The following is a 16,202-nucleotide window of genomic DNA, read 5'->3' on the forward strand; positions in this document are numbered from 1 at the left end:
TCAACTCGAACGTGACGCAGCGCACACCGGGTTCCCCAAGATCGGTCGGCTCTCACCGCACCGGGCCCGCCGGCGCCGCGCCGCCGTGTGCCGTGTACCCGTCACGGCGGGGCTCACCACGGGCACGGCCCTGCGGGCGCGGGTGCGCGTCCGGGGACGGCGCGGACGCGCACCGGACCGGGCACGAGTGCGGGCCGGCCTACGCGGTGCCGGCAGGACACGCGAGGCCGGCGGACGACACGATCAGGGCCGGCGGACGAAGCGGTCGGCGCCGGTGGAACACGCGCTCAGCGCCGATACGAGGATTCAGTGCCGATAGAAGATGCGGTCCGCGTACTTCTCGAAGACGCGGGCGTTCCACTCGTGACCGCCGTCGACGTTGCCGGAGCGCAGCAGGGGCGGCTCGATCCCGCGATCGGCGAGGGTGCTCGCGGCGGTGGCCAGGACGGCCTGGAGCAGGGCCGAGGTGACGACCGTGGAGGCGGGGGCGAAGGGCGCGGCGACGCCGTCGAGGGTGAGTTCCGCGTCGCCGACCGCGATCTTGGAGTCGAGGACGAGGTCGCAGTGGTCCTTCAGGAAGGTCCCCGAGGAGTGCCGCGAGGTGGTCTCGGCGGCATAGGCGACGGAGGTCACGCCGATCACCTTCACGCCCCGCGCGCGGGCGCCGAGGGCCATCTCCACCGGCAGGGCGTTGCGCCCGGAGAGCGAGACGACGATCAGGGCGTCGCCGGAGCGCAGCGGCGAGCTGTCCAGGACGGCGCCGGCCAGCCCGTCGACGCGTTCCAGGGCGGAGCCCAGGGTGGCGGGCACCACGTCGACGCCGACGGCGCCGGGCACGGCGAGCAGGTTCATCAGGGCCAGGCCGCCGGCGCGGTAGACGACGTCCTGGGCGGCGAGGGAGGAGTGTCCGGCGCCGAAGGCGAACAGGCGGCCGCCGTCGGCCACGGTGTCCGCGAGCAGGGTGCCGGCCGCCGCGATCGCCTCGGCCTCCTCGTCGCGGACCCGCTCCAGCAGCCCGATGGCCGCGTCGAGATAGCGGCCGGCCGGTGTGCGCTCGCTCATGGGATCCCTCCGGGTGCCGGGCCGCGGCGTCGGTGCCGCGTGCCGCCGATCACGGTGGGCTCCGCGCCGGAGCGCTGTCAAGAGGCCGCCCCCGGGCCGGCCGCCGGGAGGGCGGGCGACCGGAGGCCGAGGCTCCGGGCCCGTGGCCCCGCGGGCTTGCGCGGGACGCCTCGATTGTCCGCGGGATGCGTCAGAATTGAAGCCAGGGCCAGCGCACGCGCCGGAAGCGGTCGAGCCTCCGGCAGAGGTAATCGAGGGGCACGTATGTCCGGACTGATCGACACGACGGAGATGTATCTCCGCACCATCCTCGAACTGGAGGAGGAAGGCGTCGTCCCCATGCGCGCCCGCATCGCCGAACGGCTCGACCAGAGCGGGCCGACGGTGAGCCAGACGGTCGCCCGGATGGAGCGGGACGGGCTCGTCTCGGTGGCCCCGGACCGGCATCTGGAGCTGACGGAGGAGGGCCGCCGGCTGGCCACGCGCGTGATGCGCAAGCACCGGCTCGCGGAGTGTCTGCTCGTCGACGTGATCGGCCTCGAGTGGGAGCAGGTGCACGCCGAGGCCTGCCGCTGGGAGCACGTGATGAGCGAGGCCGTGGAGCGCCGGGTGCTGGAGCTGCTGCGGCATCCCACGGAGTCCCCCTACGGCAACCCGATCCCGGGCCTGGAGGAGCTGGGCGAGAAGGACGGCGCCGACCCGTTCCTCGACGAGGGCATGGTGTCGCTGGCCGACCTGGACCCGGGCGCGGACGGCAAGACGGTCGTGGTCCGCCGGATCGGCGAGCCGATCCAGACGGACGCCCAGCTGATGTACACGCTGCGCCGCGCGGGCGTGCAGCCCGGCTCGGTGGTGAGCGTGACCGAGTCGGTGGCCGGGGTGCTGGTCGGCAGCGGCGGCGAGGCGGCCGAGCTGGACTCCGACGTCGCCTCCCACGTGTTCGTCGCCAAGCCCTGACCGCGGCCGGGCTCCGGGGCCATGGCCGGCACCCCGGGGCAGACGGGGCGTGCGGGCCGGGAGCGTGCGAAGGCCCCGGCGCCGCGTGGCGCCGGGGCCTGTCCTCCCCTTGCGTTCGACCCGGAGCCCCGAGCTCTCAGGGTCGTCCCCCTCGGACCTGTATCCCCGAGCGGTCCGCCTCCCGCTGAAGATCTCCCCGCGGCAGCGGCGATCATGCATCGCGGGGGGTCACTCGAACGAGGGGTGTTGCCGGTGTGACCGGCATTTTCGAATACGCATTCGATAGTGTGCGGGCGACGGGCCGCACACGTCGCACGACGGCAGGGAAGCGGCACAGCCAGGGGGTGGACGTGGTGGCGCGGCGCATCGACGTGACAGGAGCGGGCGGCGTACGGCTGGCCGCCTGGGAGTACGGCGGGCCGGAGACGGCCGCCGCCCGGGACGGGGCACCGGACGCCGTCCCGGCGAAGGGCACGGACCCGCGGCCGGGCGTGCTCCTGCTGCACGGGCTCACCGGCCGCGCCTCGCACTGGGCCACCACCGCCCGCTGGCTCTCCGCGCGGCACCGGGTCGTCGCCCTGGACCTGCGCGGCCACGGCCACAGCGGCAAACCCGCACCGGAGGCGTACACCCGCGAGGCCTTCGTCGCGGACGTGCAGGCCGCCGTGGAGCAGCTCGGGCTCGGCCCGGCCGTCGTCGTCGGGCACGCGATGGGCGCGCTGACCGCCTGGCAGCTCGCGGCCGCCCGCCCCGACCTGGTGCGCGCGCTGGTCGTGGGCGACATGCGGGCCTCGGCGCTGGGCTCCGCCTCGCAGCGGGAGTGGGAGTCCTGGCTCACGGCGTGGCCGCTGCCCTTCGCCGGCCTGGAGGCGGCCCGTACCTGGTTCGCCGAGCAGGACCCCCGCGTGGACCGCCCGAGTCCGGCCCGCGGCGCCTTCTACGCCGAGGTCCTGCGCGCCTGCGCGGACGGCTGGCGTCCGGTCTTCGACCCCGCGCACATCCTCGCCGCCCGCGCGACCTGGGCCTTCGACGCCCACTGGGACGAGCTGGCCCTCGTCGGCTGCCCCGCCCTGGTCGTGCGCGGCCTGGACGGCGAACTGGGCCGCGCGGAGGCCCAGGAGATGGTCCGGGTCCTGCCCCGCGGCCAGTACGCGGAGATCCCGGACGCCGGCCACTACCTGCACTACGAACACCCCGAGGCCTGGCGCGCCGTCCTGGAACCCTTCCTCGGCACGGTCCTCGCCGGCTGACCGGCCGGCCGGGGGAGACCTGGCCGGGGAAGGGACCGGGCGGGCGGCGGCACCGGCGCGAAGGCACCGCCCGGGGAAGACGCCGCCCCGGGGAGGGCACAGGACCGGAGCGACGGGGCTCGCCCCGCTCAGCCCTTGCTGACCGCGTCCAGGATCTCCGGCAGCCGGGCGGCCGTGCGCGGGGCCGCCAGCCGCAGCCCCAGCCAGGTGATCGCCGCGCCGTACACCGCGCCGACCGGCAGGAGCACGGCGCTCACGGCGCCGCCGTCCGTGCCGAGGTGCACCCAGACCGCCAGGGCGACGACGGGGGCGCACAGCACGACCGCGGCGACCATGCCGCCGAAGACGGAGATCCAGGCGAGGCCGGCCTGCCCGGGCATCGCGTTCTTGAAGCCCTCCTGCGGGATGGAGTACGGAAAGCGCGCCGAGGCCCACGCCCCGGTCGCCAGCATCGCGCCGAGCAGTGCGAAGGACAGCCCCAGCACCTCCGGCAGGTGCACCCAGTCGCCGCGCACCGCCATCGTCACCACCGTGACCAGCGTGGCGTAGGGAAGGGTGATCAGCAGCAGGGCCAGGGCGCGGCCGCGCAGCTCCAGCCAGGCGTCCCGCGGCGAGGAGATGGTCAGCGCCACCATCCAGAACGCGGAGGAGTCCTGCCCGAACTGGTTGTACATCTGCGCGCCGAGCATGCCCGCCGCGAAGCAGGCGATGTACGGCGAGCCGGTGCCCTGCGCGGCGTTGACCAGCGGCACGAGCAGGCCGACGGCCAGCGAGGTGGCCCAGGCGGCCTTGGTCTTCGGGTCCCGCCAGATGTAGCGCAGGCTGCGCTCCATGACGGTGCCGGTACGCCCGGCCGGCAGCAGCCGCAGCCCGCCGCGGGTCCGGCCGCGGCCGCCTCCGGCGGTGTCACCGGGCTGCAGGGTGGAGGAGTCCGGGGCGGTCATCAGCCGGGTCAGGCTGCGCGCCCAGATGCCCAGCAGCACGGCCACGGCCGCCGCGGCCAGGGCGAGCTGGGCCGCCGCGGTGCCGTAGGAGCCGTGGGCGGCGGAGTCCACCGCGCCGATCGCCGAGGCGGGCGGCACCCACCGCAGCACGTCCGCGACCGGGTCGAGCTGCCCCAGGCCCGCCTGCCCGATGTGCTGCGCACCGAGGTTGACCAGCTGCGCGCCGACCGCGATCACCAGTCCGCTGAGCACCGCCAGGTCCCGCCCCTTGCGGCTGGACAGCAGCCGGATGTTGGTGGCGGCCACGGCCCGCGCCAGCGCCACGCACCCCAGCAGCCCCAGCAGCACCGCGAGGACCGCCACGGCGGACGCCGCCGCCCCGTCGGCCACCGCGACCACACAGCCCACCAGCACCAGCACCGTGAACACCGGCCCGAAGCCGACCAGGGAGGCCGCCAGCAGCGCACGCACCAGCGGCCCGGGACGCAGCGGCAGCAGCGCCAGCCGGGTCGGGTCGAGCGTCTCGTCACCGCCGGGGAAGAACAGCGGCATCACCGCCCAGCCCAGGGCCAGCACGGTCGCGCCCAGCACGGCCACCGACGCGATGTGCGGCAGGTCGCGCAGCAGGACGAACCCCCACAGCTGCGCCGCACCGAACAGCAGCGCGACGACCGCCGAGGCGAGGTAGGCGGCGCGGCGCCCGGAGGACCGGCGCAGCCCGCTCAGCAGCAGCGCCAGCTTCAGCCGTACGACGACGGGTGTGATGCTCCGGGGCGGAACGGGGACGGTCGTGGCGCTCACCGGGAACCGCCGCCCAGCCAGTCCAGGTCGGAGCCGGCGTCGCGGCCCTGCGCGCCGACCAGGCGGAGGAACGCCTGCTGCAGGGTCGGGGCCTGCCCGCGCACCTCGGCCAGCGGGCCGTGGGCACGGATGCGGCCGGCGGCCATGACCGCCACCCAGTCGCACAGCGACTCCACCAGTTCCATCACGTGGGAGGAGAACACCACGGTCGCGCCGGAGGCGGTGTAGCGCTCCAGGACACCGCGGATGGTCTGCGCGGACACCGGGTCGACGCCTTCGAACGGCTCGTCCAGGAACAGAACTTCGGGGTTGTGCAGCAGCGCGGCCGCCAGGCCGATCTTCTTCCGCATGCCGGTGGAGTAGTCGACGACCAGCTTGTGCTGGGCACCCGCCAGGTCGAGCACGTCGAGCAGCTGGGTGGCCCGCCGGTCCGCCTCGGCGCCGGGCAGCCCCCGCAACCGCCCGGAGTAGGACAGCAGTTCACGACCGGACAGCCGCTCGAAGAGCCGCAGCCCCTCCGGCAGCACCCCGATCCGTGCCTTCACGGCCACCGGGTCCCGCCACACGTCGTGCCCGGCGACCTCCACCGTGCCCTCGTCCGGCCGCAGCAGTCCGGTCACCATGGACAGGGTGGTGGTCTTCCCGGCACCGTTGGGCCCCACCAGCCCGATGAACTTTCCGGCCGGAAGCTCCAGATCGATGCCTGCGACGGCTGTGTGCCCTCCGAAGCGCTTCCAGAGCCTGTCGATGCGCACCGCGGCTGTGGCCATGGTCGCTCCTCCTTTCTTCCCGCACGACCCTACGGGGCGGGCGGAGGAACGGCTCCTGTCGCTTGTCCGGAGCGCGGCGCCTCGGGGCGCGACGGCGGTCAGCGGTCCCGGGCGCAGGCGTAGGCGAGCGCCGGGATCAGCTCCTGCGCGTCCGGCAGCCAGCGGTTCGCGGACGTCGGGTGGCGGGCCCACTGCACGGCCCCGCGCGTGCCCCACCGGGTGGGCGGCGCCACCACGTACCCGCCCTCGCCCAGCGCGACCAGGTCCAGGGAACCCGGTGACCAGCCCAGCGTGCGCAGCACCTCGGGCAGTTTGCCGCTCGTCCCCGGCAGGACGAAGAACTGCATCCGGCGCAGCGGCGTGAGCGTCACCGGCCCGAGGGCCGTCTCCATCCGCTCCAGCCGGGCGAGGGCGAGGAAACCGGCCGTCTCCGGAACGCAGAGCGCGTCGAACGCACGGCCGGTGGGCAGCAGGACCGAGGCGTCGGGCCGTGCCTGCCACAGCCGGCGGGCGACGGTGGGGCTGCCCGTCGCCGTCGCCGCCCAGTCCCCGCGCGCCGGGTGTGCGCCGGGCGCGGCGCACGCCGGGTCGCCGCAGGAGCAGCGCTGCGCCGCGCCGTCGGACACCAGCCAGGTGCCGGGGACCACGTCCCAGTGGCGTTCCCCGGCGTAGCGCACCGCGGCCTGCAGCGATGTCTCACCGCGCTGCAGCGGGATCTGCTGCAGGGGGATCTGACCGGCAGTCCGTACGGCGTGCGTGCCCGCGATCGTCTCGTCCACGCCCCACTCAACTCCCGTACTCCTGACCGGTTACGCGGACAGCGCGTGCCCGGGCGGTGCATCGATTCGCCGCACGGGGCGCATGGATGCACGAACGGGGGCGCGCGGGAGGGCGGTCGGCGGATACGGGGTAGATCCGTGAAGGGCGACATGCGCCTTTACCCCGGCAATCCGTGCATGTCCCGCATTGTCGGTATGCCGGTGGGGCATTGATCTTCACGGCCGGACCGTCGCCCGGCCCGCGACCCGGGTCGCGGGAGGCGAGGCGGGCCGGCCGCAGAACACGTCAGCGTCGGTGCGTGGGCAGGCACCGCAGCCACGCGAGCCGCCAGGAAGCAGGGGGTTTACGCCATGGCCGCAAGGCCTCTCGTCGCGCGGCAGCCGAACGAACGGCTGCAGGCGCTCATCCAGGAAGCGGGCTGCTCCAACGCCGGACTGGCCCGCCGGGTCAACATGTGCGGCGCCGAGCACGGCCTCGACCTGCGGTACGACAAGACGTCCGTGGCGCGCTGGCTGCGTGGACAGCAGCCCCGCGGACGGGCCCCGGCCATCATCGCCGAGGCGCTGGGCCGCAAGCTGGGCCGCACGGTCACGATCGACGAGATCGGCATGGCCGGCGGCAAGAACCTCGCCTCCGGGGTGGGCCTGCAGTTCTCCCCGACGGTGACGGGAGCCATCGAGCAGGTCTGCGAACTGTGGCGCAGCGACGTGGGCCGCCGGGACTTCCTCTCCGGTTCGTCGGTGGCCGCCTCGGCGCTGGTCGAACCCAGCCGTGACTGGCTGATCTCCGCGCCGGACGGGCAGGTCGCGCGCTCGGCGGGCCCGCGGGTGGGGCAGTCCGACGTGGCGGCCGTGCGCGCCATGACGCAGGCACTGGTCGACCTCGACCACGCCTACGGCAGCGGCCATGTGCGCCCGGTGGTCGTGCACTACCTCAACAGCGTGGTCTCCGGGCTGCTGTCGGGCTCGTACCGGGAGGCCGTCGGCCGCGATCTGTTCGCCGCCGTCGCGCGGCTGACCGAACTCGCCGGGTACATGGCCGTCGACACCGGCCAACCGGGCCTGGCCCAGCGGTACTACATCCAGGCGCTGCGCCTCGCCCAGGCGGCCGGGGACCGCGGCTACGGCGGGTATGTGCTCGCCGCCTCCATGAGCCACCTCGCCGCCCAGCTCGGAAACCCGCGGGAGATCGCGCAGTTGGCGCGCGCGGCGCAGGAGGGCGCCCGCGGGCGGGTGACCCCGCGCGCGGAGGCGATGTTCCACGCGGCGGAGGCCCGCGGCCACGCGCTCATGGGCGACGTACGCTCCGCGCAGCTGGCGGCCGGCCGCGCGGTGAGCGCGATGGAGGCGGCCGAGACGGACTCGGGTGACGACCCGGCCTGGATCGCCCACTTCGACCAGGCCTACCTCGCCGACGAACTGGCCCACTGCCACCGGGACCTGGGCCAGGCGGACGCCGCGGCCCGGCAGGCCGAGGCGGCGCTGGCGGCACATCCGCCCACCCGGGCGCGCCGCCGGGCGATCGGCTATGTGCTCCTGGCCACGGCACAGGTGCAGCAGCGCGAGGTCGAACAGGCCTGCGCCACCGGCCTGAAGGCGGTGGAACTGCTGGAGGGCCTGCGCTCCCGACGGGGCACCGAGTACCTGGAGGACCTCCAGCAGCGGCTCGAACCGTACCGTGACGAGGCCGTGGTACGGGAGTTCGGCGCCCGGCTGGAGACACAGCTGGCCGCCTGACGGACCGTACGGGGCTCCCCGCGCGTCGGTCGCGGCTGCCACCCGGCCGTGCTGCGGGGAGCCCGCCGGGGAACGCCTCCGCGGGAACGCCTCCGCGGCCGCGGCAGCGGGCCCGGGGTGCCGGCCGGAGCACTTCGGGCCGGCGGTGCGCCCGGCCGTACGTCCGCACGGGGCCTGCGCCGGGGACGGTGCGACGGTGCAGGTCATGTGCGCATGCCGTGGGCATTTCGTGCGGCCTGCGGCATGTGGGTTTCCTCACTGCGGCGGAGGGGAAGGAGCGTGCCCCGCTCCTCATCCCGGTCCGGTGCAGGGGGAGTTGGAGGCATCCGCTCCGGTCTGTCACGGCGGGAGCCGCCGCCCCGCGCTTCGGCGAAGGCCGTGGTGCCGCGCGGTTTCCGCCGCACCGCGCACCCTTCGCCGCCCGTTCCGCTCCTCACCGCGTCCGCCCGGGCCGCCGGCCGCGCCCGGCCGACTCGGCGCCCTCGCACCCGTGTTGACGTCCCGCCCAGGCCGGGTCCGCACGCCCTGCGTGCCCCACACGGACGTGAACGGATCCGGTAGCGTGAGCCGACGATTCCGAAGGTCCCCCAGTCGTAGGAGTCCCGGTGACGCAGAGTGGACAGGGCGAGGAGCCCTCGGCGCGGGTGCCGCGCGAAGGCATCGTGCTGCCCTCCGACGGCGGGCAGCCTCTGCTGCCGGGCACGGCGGGTCGTCCGGCCGGACCCGGTGGTCTGCCGCCCGCTCAGCCCGCCGGTGCCGAGCCGTACGCCGCGGCCCCGGCCGGCGGACAGGCCTGGGGCGGGCCGTGGGGCCCCGACGCGGGGCAGACCGCACCCCCGCAGCCCTCGGGCCAGGACTGGCCGGCCGCACCCGCCGAGTCGTGGAACGGCTACGGCACGGCAGCGCAGACCCCCGCGCCCACCGGGGCCGGACCGCTGCCGCCGGAGGGCGCACCCGCGCCCGGAGCGCAGGGCGGCTCCTACGGCTACCCGGCCGCCTCGTCGCCGCAGACGTCCGGCTCCTACGGCTACCCGGCGCCGCAGAGCGGCGCGCCGCTGCCCCCGGCGGACCAGGCCGGCCCGGCAGGGCAGGCGTACGGCGCCGCCGGCGCTCCCTCCGCCGCGGAGGCGGCGACCCAGTACCTGCCGCCGGTCGGCGCGTCCCCCGCCGGGGACGAGGGGGCCACCCAGTACATACCGCCCGTGGCCGCCGCACCGGCGGACGAGGGCGCGACCCAGTACCTGCCGCCGGTGGCGCCCGGTGCGATGGCCACGGCCGCCGCCGGCAACCCGGACGCCGAGCCGACGCAGTACATGCCCCCCGTGACCGCCCAGGGCGGCCCCGCCTACGGCGCGGGCCAGGGCGGGCGGCAGACGCCCGCGGAGTTCGACAACCTCTTCCGTGACGGCGCCGGCAGCCAGCCGGCCACCCAGCAGATGCCCCGCCTCCAGCAGCCCGCACCCGCGGGCCCGGCCGGACCGTCCGCCCCCGTGGGAAACCGGGGCGGCGGCGGCCGCGGCGGGCGGCGGTCCGGCTCCCGCGTGCCGATGATCGCGGCCGCCGGTGTCGGCATCGTCGTGGTCGGTGTGGGCGCCGGCGCCCTGCTCAGCGGCGGCGGCGAGGACGACAGCGCGAAGAAGAACACCTCCGTCGCCTCGGCCGCCCCCTCGGCCTCCTCCGCCGCCTCCCCCTCGCCCACGGTCGACCCGGCCCGGGAGCAGGCCGTCGCGCTGGACCAGCTGCTCGCCGACAGCGGCAGCAGCCGCGCCTCCGTGATCAAGGCGGTCGACGACGTCAAGAAGTGCGACAACCTCGAACAGGCGGCCTCCGACCTGCGTGCGGCGGCCCAGCAGCGCAACGAACTGGTGACCCGGCTGGGCACCCTCGCCGTCGACAAGCTGCCCGGGCACGCCGAGCTGACCGACGCCCTCACCAAGGCGTGGAAGGCGTCCGCGTCGGCCGACCAGCACTACGCGGCCTGGGCCGACCAGACCCGCGGCAAGAAGGGCTGCCACAAGGGCAAGGCCCGCACCACCTCCCAGGCCCAGGCCGGCAACCAGCAGAGCGGGGTGGCCAGCGCCCAGAAGAACAAGGCCGCGCAGCTGTGGAACACCATCGCGCAGCAGTACGGCCTCACCGAGCGCCAGCCCACCGAGCTGTGACCCGCCCGCCCGGGCCCGGGCCCCGGGCGGCCCGCCCCGGCGACGGACAGGAGACGACCCCGCGCGACGGCCGGGTGACGTGGGTCACGCGCGCGTGCGTCACCGGCCCGGGGCCCGCGGGCGGGTGCGGGGAGGGCCGGACGGAGGCCCGTTGAGAAGACCGTACGATCGATGTCCGTGCACAGTTCGGAGAACCCTTCACGCCGCGGCCGTCGCTCCTCCACCATGGGCGCCATGCCGCTCAACGACATGCCGTGGTGGCGCTGGCGCAGCCATGTGCGCTCCGCGCTGCACATGCTCTCCGACCCCGTGTTCCAGCGGGACGTCTGGCAGGCGGGCGTCGACGGGTACGGCGACGTCACCGACGCCGTCTACCGCCTGGTCGAGGACACCTGGCTGGACAACTGGTCCGCCGAGAAGTACATCGGCACGATCTTCCGGGACGCCGAGGAGGCCGCACTGGTCGACGCGGCCGTGCTGAGCGTGCTGCGGATCATGCACGAGGTCGGCCCGGACGCCCCGGTGGCCACCTACCTCGAGCATCCGGGCTGGCCGGAGGCGGTGCGCGCGGCGCGCGAGGCGCATGTGCGGATGGCCGCCGCCGACGGCGACGACCCGGACGCGCCGCCGCGCAGCCTGGAGGTGCTGCGCATCCTGACCCGGTCCGCGTAGCGGACGGTGCGCCCCGGTCCCGAGCCCGGCATGAGACCCTGTGCTGCATGAGTGAGCAGTCCCCCCGAGCCGCGGCCCCGGCCGCCGGCCAGTACGTTCTGACCCTGTCCTGCCCGGACAAGCGGGGCATCGTGCACGCCGTGTCGAGCTACCTGTTCATGACCGGTTGCAACATCGTGGACAGCCAGCAGTTCGGCGACCAGGACACGGGACTGTTCTTCATGCGGGTGCACTTCTCCGCGGAGGAGTCGGTGACCCTGGAGAAGCTGCGCGCCAGCTTCGCGGCCGTCGGGGACTCCTTCGCCATGGACTGGCAGATCCACCGGGCCGAGCAGAAGATGCGCGTGTTGCTCATGGTGAGCAAGTTCGGGCACTGCCTGAACGACCTGCTCTTCCGCGCCCGGATCGGTGCGCTGCCGGTGGAGATCGTGGCGGTGGTGTCCAACCACACCGACTTCGCCGAGCTGGTGGCGTCGTACGACATTCCCTTCCACCACATCCCGGTCACCAAGGAGACCAAGCCCGAGGCCGAGGCCCGGCTGCTGGAGATCGTCCGCGAGGAGCAGGTCGAACTGGTCGTGCTCGCCCGCTACATGCAGGTCCTCTCCGACGACCTGTGCAAGCGGCTCAGCGGCCGGATCATCAACATCCACCATTCCTTCCTGCCGAGCTTCAAGGGCGCCAAGCCCTACCACCAGGCGCACGCCCGGGGTGTGAAGCTGATCGGTGCGACCGCCCACTATGTGACGGCCGACCTGGACGAGGGCCCGATCATCGAGCAGGAGGTCGAGCGGGTCGGCCACGACGTCACCCCCGACCAGCTGGTCGCCATCGGCCGGGACGTGGAGTGCCAGGCGCTCGCCCGCGCGGTGAAGTGGCACGCGGAACACCGCATCCTGCTCAACGGCCGTCGGACGGTGGTGTTCGCCTAGCCGTCGGCGCACCTTCTCACCGCCGTGCTCCCCGCACCGCCGCGCCGTCCCACGGATGTGCGGGCGCCGCGGTGCGGGGCGACGGGGGAGGAGGGGGACACCGGCACCGGCGTGTACGGTGGCCGACGCGCGCCGCGTTGTGCACCCCGGCTTCCATGTCCCGGAACCCGCACCGCGCAGCCACCGGTGCGCACCGATGCGGCCGGCGTGCACCGATGCGCGTCGACGCGGGCCGATGCACCGGCCCGCACCGCACCTGACCAGAAGATGTGCGCCGATCCACGCGCACGGTTTGCCGCGCGGTGTTTGGGGGAACGGCCGCTGGGCAGCCGCGCGGAAAGAGGCGTAGGAACTGCCTCCGTTTCCGGGCGGTTCCCGGCACGATCCGGCGAGCGGAGGGCAGGCCGTGGCGTTCAAGGTGACCGGCGACGAGCGAGGCGAGTGGAGCGTGCTCCAGGTCACGGGTGAACTGGATCTGGTGACCTCGCCGGTCCTGCGCCAGCGCATCCACGACGTCGTGGCGGACGGACGACACGACCTCGTGCTCGACCTCGGGGAGGTCTTCTTCTGCGACTCCAGCGGGGTCGGTGTCCTCATCGCCGCACGCCGCCTGATCCGTTCCTGCCGGGGCAGACTGCGTCTGATCCTCCCGGCGGGCGGCGCCGAGGACGGCTCCCACGTCAACCGGGTGCTCGGAGCGCTCGGCGTCCGCCGCCTGTTCGACGTGTACCCGCACCTCGCGGCGGCGGTCGACGAGGAACCCCTGTCCGCCTGACCCGCGCACCGGCCCGCGCGGCTGGAGTGGCCGGCCGGGGTGCGCGGCTGGAGTGCCCGGCCGGAGTGCGCGGCTGGAGTGGCCGGCCGGGGTGCGCGGCTGGAGTGCCCGGCCGGAGTGCGCGGCTGGAGTGGCCGGCCCGGAGTGCCGGCCGGCCGCTACGGAGCGTCATGCCCGGGGTATCACTCTGCGTGATCATGGTGCGGTCGCCCCGACGGGGAAGTCGTCACGTACCGGAGTCGCCCTCGCACTCCGGTACCTTGTGTGGGGTGCGCGTGGTTCCGAGGACCTGCCGTCCCGGTGCGGCCCTGGTGATGGCCCCGGACCGGGCGGTGCATGCCGCGGCTCGCCAGGTCGGACGGTATTCGCTGCCCGCCTGTTCGACTCCCCGCGGCCAGCGTCGCACAGTATGCCGCACGAGCACTCCTTCGCGCGGGAATATGCCCGAAGCGCTTGTTGCGGTGACGGTCCGTCAACCATGCTGTTCCACAAGGGGGTCACGTTCCGTGATCCCTGCCGTGGCCGTGGTGCCGGCCATACAGGAGATGGCTGCGATCGTGGGCCCCGCCCGATGCGGGGCCGCGCGTCCGCCGGTTCGGATGGTGTGAGCGGTGCAGGTGCTACAAGTGCAGCTGGAGATCCGGCCCGATCCCGCCGAGGTGGGGCGAGCCCGCAGGTGGACCCGCGCCCGGCTCGCGGTGTCCGGGATAGCGGCCGAGGACCCGCTCGCCGAGACGCTCGTCCTGCTCGTCTCCGAACTCGTCACCAACGCCGTCGTGCACACCGGTGCCCCGGCCGTGCTCCGGCTGTCCCTGCCGTGCGAGGCGGTGGCGCCCGTGCGGCTGGAGGTCGCCGACGCCAGCTCCCGTGCCCCCGTGCCGCGTTGTCCGGACGACGACGCCACCGGCGGACGGGGCCTGGCCCTCGTCGACGGCCTGGCCGACCGCTGGGGCTGGAGCACCGACGGCACGGGCAAGCGGATCTGGTGCGAGCTCGACCGCTGCGCACCGCCCCGGGCCCCCGGCGCCGCCGCGGCCCCGGCCGCCCGCGGCGGCCGCACCGCGCGCGACGACGGACGGCCGCGCGAGGCCGCCGGATGCGAGGAGGCCGCACGCCGTCAGCCGTACGACAAGCCCGTGTTCGGCGGGCCGGCGTACGAAGCGGTGCAGACGGCCACGCGGTTGGCTCCGTAGCGGGCGCACCCGGGCACGGGGCGAGGCGGGCAGCCGTGCCCGTGCTGTGCGGTGCCTCGCACGAGTGCGCGAGGAAACGGCCGGCCGTGCGCCGGGGTTGCTCCCGTGCGCGCCCGTTGCGATACCGGCATAACGGGTAAATCTCCGAGGGGCTGTTGACGCCTCGTGGCCGGTTGATCACGCTGGTGGCAGCGATTCGCCGTGAGGGGACGTCGAGGGCGGGCCGGGATGCCGCAAGCCCTCGGCGAGTGTGAGTCGTGCGATCGGCGTCCGTCGGTTCCTTCGGGGCCCAGGGGTGGGGGCGGTGCGCCGGAGCCGGATGGCGGCGCGCGGTGCCGTGCTCGGGCGGGCACGAGCGCGCCGCCACCCGGACCCAGGTCCGCGAACCGGACCGTGTCACCGGCCGGCCGTCCCGCCGGCGATACGCACGGCCGGTGACACGGAGCCGGCCGGTGACACGAACCGCCGTTGACACGTCCGGCGCCCCGGCAAGAATGATGCGATGGACGACATAAGCCGCAGGTCCTCGGCTGCCGCCGCTCCCGAACTGCGCGGAGACGGGCTGCGGTTGCGCCGGTGGGACCCGGACCGCGAGGACGACGTCGAGGCCTGGCTGCGCGGACGCACCGACCCCGAGTTCCGGCGCTGGAACACCCCGCTGCTGCCGGTGGAGACCCGGGACGACGCACGCTCCTCGCTGGTCTTTGCCGCATCCGGTGCCGTCGACGGCACGGCGATGCCCTTCTGCGTCACCGACGAGGCGACCGGGGCGATCCTGGGCCACATCACCATCGACGACATCAGCCGCCACCTGCGCAGGGGCCGGGTCGGCTACTGGGTCCTGCCCGAGGTCCGCGGCCGGAAGGTCGCCACCCGCGCCCTGCGGCTCGTGACCCGCTGGGCCTTCACCGACCACGGCCTGCACCGCCTGGAGCTGGGCCATGCCGTCGGCCACACCGCGTCCTGCCGCATCGCCGAACGGTGCGGTTTCCCGTACGAGGGCACACTGCGCGGCGCGATGTGGGCGGAGGGACGCCGGGACGCCTTCCGCGACTGCCATCTGCACGCCCGGCTGGCCACCGACCCCGAACCGCCCCGGTGAAACTCCCTGGCCCGGCAACCGCCGCCCGTCGCACCCTGGGGCATTGACCCGTTACGACTGGTACCTCACCGGTGACGTGGACGCCTCCCTCGCCCGCGCCGGAGCGTTCCTGCGCTCCTGACCCGCCGCGCACACCGTCCCGCTGACCGTGACGGAGAATCTGCGTTCGCACGGGGCCGGCGCCTACGGCGACGCGCGACCGGAGTTCGGCGTGCTGGAAGGCCCGGCCGGCCGGGACAGCACCCGCGCGGTGCGGGCCGCCTACATCCGCACACCCCCGTACCCGGGCGTCCTGACCGCCCTCACCGAGCAGGAGGCGGACGCCCTGGCACGGCTGCTGGCCGCATGCCACGACGGCACGCGCGGAACGGCCCCGGACGACGCCCGGCCACCCCTGACGACGGCCCCGGACGGCGCCCGGCCACCCTGACGACGGACCCGGACGACGCCCGGCCACCCCTGACGACGGACCCGGACGACGCCCGGTCACCCCTGACCGGGGTGAGCGCCGACCGCCACACCGCCGAGATCTTCGCCGCGGCCTGGCAGCGGACCACCGGCGCCGGGATCACCCTGCGCCGATGGCAGCGGCTGTACCGGCTGGGCGAGCTGCACCCTCCCCGCCCGCTGCCGCCGGGCCGGGCCAGAGGCGTGACCGACCAGGACCACGAGCTGCTGGCCCGCTGGGACGAGGAGTGCTGCGCCGCCGTCGGCGAACCCACCGGACGGGGCGGGCACGCCTGGGCGCAGAACCGGATACGGCGGGGTGACGTGCTGCTCCGGGAGACCGAGCAGGGCGAGCCGGCCGCCATGCCGGCCGGTCCCCGCAGGTCGTCGGACAGGTGCGGATCATGGGAGTCCACACCCCCGCGCCCCTGCGCGGCCGGGGCTGTGCGGGCGCCGTCACGGCCGAGCTGAGCCGGGCCGTGCACGCCTCGGGCGCGCGGGAGGTGGTGCTCTTCACCGACCTGGCCCACCCCACCGGCAACGCCCTCCACCAGCGCCTCGGCTACCGTCCGGTGTCCGATTTCGCGCAGTACGACTTCACCTGAGCGGCCCAGGCCCA

At 74.9% G+C, this 16,202-nt stretch carries 16 protein-coding genes; 12 read left to right on the forward strand and 4 right to left on the reverse strand.

Going from position 1 to position 16,202, the window contains the following annotated elements; all coding sequences use genetic code 11:
• Nucleotides 1-306: 306 nt before the first annotated feature.
• Entirely contained in the window at nt 307-1,062 is a 756-nt protein-coding gene (locus tag OG899_RS15285) for an SIS domain-containing protein (protein WP_168131760.1), read from the reverse strand.
• 264 nt (nt 1,063-1,326) lie between these two features.
• On the opposite strand from OG899_RS15285, the gene OG899_RS15290 reads away from it, so the two are divergent.
• The gene (locus tag OG899_RS15290) at nt 1,327-2,019 is read left to right on the forward strand and encodes a metal-dependent transcriptional regulator (RefSeq protein ID WP_125499862.1); all 693 of its coding nucleotides are present in this window, start codon (nt 1,327-1,329) and stop codon (nt 2,017-2,019) included.
• 353 nt (nt 2,020-2,372) lie between these two features.
• Nucleotides 2,373-3,269 carry an alpha/beta fold hydrolase gene (locus OG899_RS15295; protein ID WP_125499870.1) on the forward strand — a complete coding sequence of 299 codons (897 nt, stop codon included), beginning with the start codon at nt 2,373-2,375 and terminating at the stop codon, nt 3,267-3,269.
• A gap of 128 nt (nt 3,270-3,397) precedes the next feature.
• Here the strand turns inward: OG899_RS15295 and OG899_RS15300 are convergent, their stop codons facing one another.
• The 3 genes from OG899_RS15300 to OG899_RS15310 form a co-directional block, all read right to left on the reverse strand.
• A complete protein-coding gene (locus tag OG899_RS15300; RefSeq protein WP_406311059.1) occupies nt 3,398-5,014 on the reverse strand; it encodes a transporter in 1,617 nt (538 codons plus the stop codon).
• A complete protein-coding gene (locus tag OG899_RS15305; RefSeq protein ID WP_125499860.1) occupies nt 5,011-5,784 on the reverse strand; it encodes an ABC transporter ATP-binding protein in 774 nt (257 codons plus the stop codon). Before OG899_RS15305 ends, OG899_RS15300 begins: the two co-directional genes overlap by 4 nt.
• A gap of 98 nt (nt 5,785-5,882) precedes the next feature.
• The gene (locus OG899_RS15310) at nt 5,883-6,563 is read right to left on the reverse strand and encodes a bifunctional DNA primase/polymerase (RefSeq protein ID WP_125499859.1); all 681 of its coding nucleotides are present in this window, start codon (nt 6,561-6,563) and stop codon (nt 5,883-5,885) included.
• A 351-nt stretch (nt 6,564-6,914) separates the two neighbouring features.
• Between OG899_RS15310 and OG899_RS15315 the strand changes: the two genes are divergently transcribed.
• The 10 genes from OG899_RS15315 (at nt 6,915) to OG899_RS15360 (ending at nt 16,188) form a co-directional block, all read left to right on the forward strand.
• Nucleotides 6,915-8,300 (forward strand): transcriptional regulator, encoded by a 1,386-nt coding sequence (locus OG899_RS15315; RefSeq protein ID WP_125499858.1) that lies wholly within the window; start codon nt 6,915-6,917, stop codon nt 8,298-8,300.
• A gap of 605 nt (nt 8,301-8,905) precedes the next feature.
• A complete protein-coding gene (locus OG899_RS15320; protein WP_189427795.1) occupies nt 8,906-10,462 on the forward strand; it encodes a hypothetical protein in 1,557 nt (518 codons plus the stop codon).
• A 171-nt stretch (nt 10,463-10,633) separates the two neighbouring features.
• Nucleotides 10,634-11,134 carry an SCO4402 family protein gene (locus tag OG899_RS15325; protein ID WP_125499856.1) on the forward strand — a complete coding sequence of 167 codons (501 nt, stop codon included), beginning with the start codon at nt 10,634-10,636 and terminating at the stop codon, nt 11,132-11,134.
• A 47-nt stretch (nt 11,135-11,181) separates the two neighbouring features.
• Nucleotides 11,182-12,066, forward strand: a complete 885-nt coding sequence (gene purU, locus OG899_RS15330) for a formyltetrahydrofolate deformylase (RefSeq protein ID WP_125499855.1) — start codon at nt 11,182-11,184, stop codon at nt 12,064-12,066.
• A 406-nt stretch (nt 12,067-12,472) separates the two neighbouring features.
• Nucleotides 12,473-12,841 (forward strand): STAS domain-containing protein, encoded by a 369-nt coding sequence (locus OG899_RS15335; protein WP_125499854.1) that lies wholly within the window; start codon nt 12,473-12,475, stop codon nt 12,839-12,841.
• A 626-nt stretch (nt 12,842-13,467) separates the two neighbouring features.
• A complete protein-coding gene (locus OG899_RS15340; RefSeq protein ID WP_125499869.1) occupies nt 13,468-14,034 on the forward strand; it encodes an ATP-binding protein in 567 nt (188 codons plus the stop codon).
• A gap of 502 nt (nt 14,035-14,536) precedes the next feature.
• The gene (locus tag OG899_RS15345) at nt 14,537-15,136 is read left to right on the forward strand and encodes a GNAT family N-acetyltransferase (protein WP_125499852.1); all 600 of its coding nucleotides are present in this window, start codon (nt 14,537-14,539) and stop codon (nt 15,134-15,136) included.
• A 148-nt stretch (nt 15,137-15,284) separates the two neighbouring features.
• Complete coding sequence (locus tag OG899_RS15350) at nt 15,285-15,566, forward strand: hypothetical protein (RefSeq protein ID WP_189427794.1); 282 nt, start codon at nt 15,285-15,287, stop codon at nt 15,564-15,566.
• Between the two features lie 71 nt (nt 15,567-15,637).
• Nucleotides 15,638-16,054 (forward strand): hypothetical protein, encoded by a 417-nt coding sequence (locus OG899_RS15355; RefSeq protein WP_189427793.1) that lies wholly within the window; start codon nt 15,638-15,640, stop codon nt 16,052-16,054.
• An 8-nt stretch (nt 16,055-16,062) separates the two neighbouring features.
• Nucleotides 16,063-16,188: a GNAT family N-acetyltransferase gene (locus tag OG899_RS15360; RefSeq protein ID WP_268245743.1), complete on the forward strand. Its 126-nt coding sequence runs from the start codon at nt 16,063-16,065 to the stop codon at nt 16,186-16,188.
• Nucleotides 16,189-16,202 lie beyond the last annotated feature (14 nt).

The sequence above is a fragment of the Streptomyces thermoviolaceus genome, assembly GCF_045209695.1.
Classification (GTDB): Bacteria; Actinomycetota; Actinomycetes; order Streptomycetales; family Streptomycetaceae; genus Streptomyces; species Streptomyces thermoviolaceus.

Coding starts and splice junctions, on each gene's coding strand:
- OG899_RS15285 (WP_168131760.1), bottom strand. CDS start 1,062: ATGAGCGAGCGCACACCGGCCGGCCGCTATCTCGACGCGGCCATCGGG.
- OG899_RS15290 (WP_125499862.1), top strand. CDS start 1,327: ATGTCCGGACTGATCGACACGACGGAGATGTATCTCCGCACCATCCTC.
- OG899_RS15305 (WP_125499860.1), bottom strand. CDS start 5,784: ATGGCCACAGCCGCGGTGCGCATCGACAGGCTCTGGAAGCGCTTCGGA.
- OG899_RS15315 (WP_125499858.1), top strand. CDS start 6,915: ATGGCCGCAAGGCCTCTCGTCGCGCGGCAGCCGAACGAACGGCTGCAG.
- OG899_RS15325 (WP_125499856.1), top strand. CDS start 10,634: ATGTCCGTGCACAGTTCGGAGAACCCTTCACGCCGCGGCCGTCGCTCC.
- purU (WP_125499855.1), top strand. CDS start 11,182: ATGAGTGAGCAGTCCCCCCGAGCCGCGGCCCCGGCCGCCGGCCAGTAC.
- OG899_RS15345 (WP_125499852.1), top strand. CDS start 14,537: ATGGACGACATAAGCCGCAGGTCCTCGGCTGCCGCCGCTCCCGAACTG.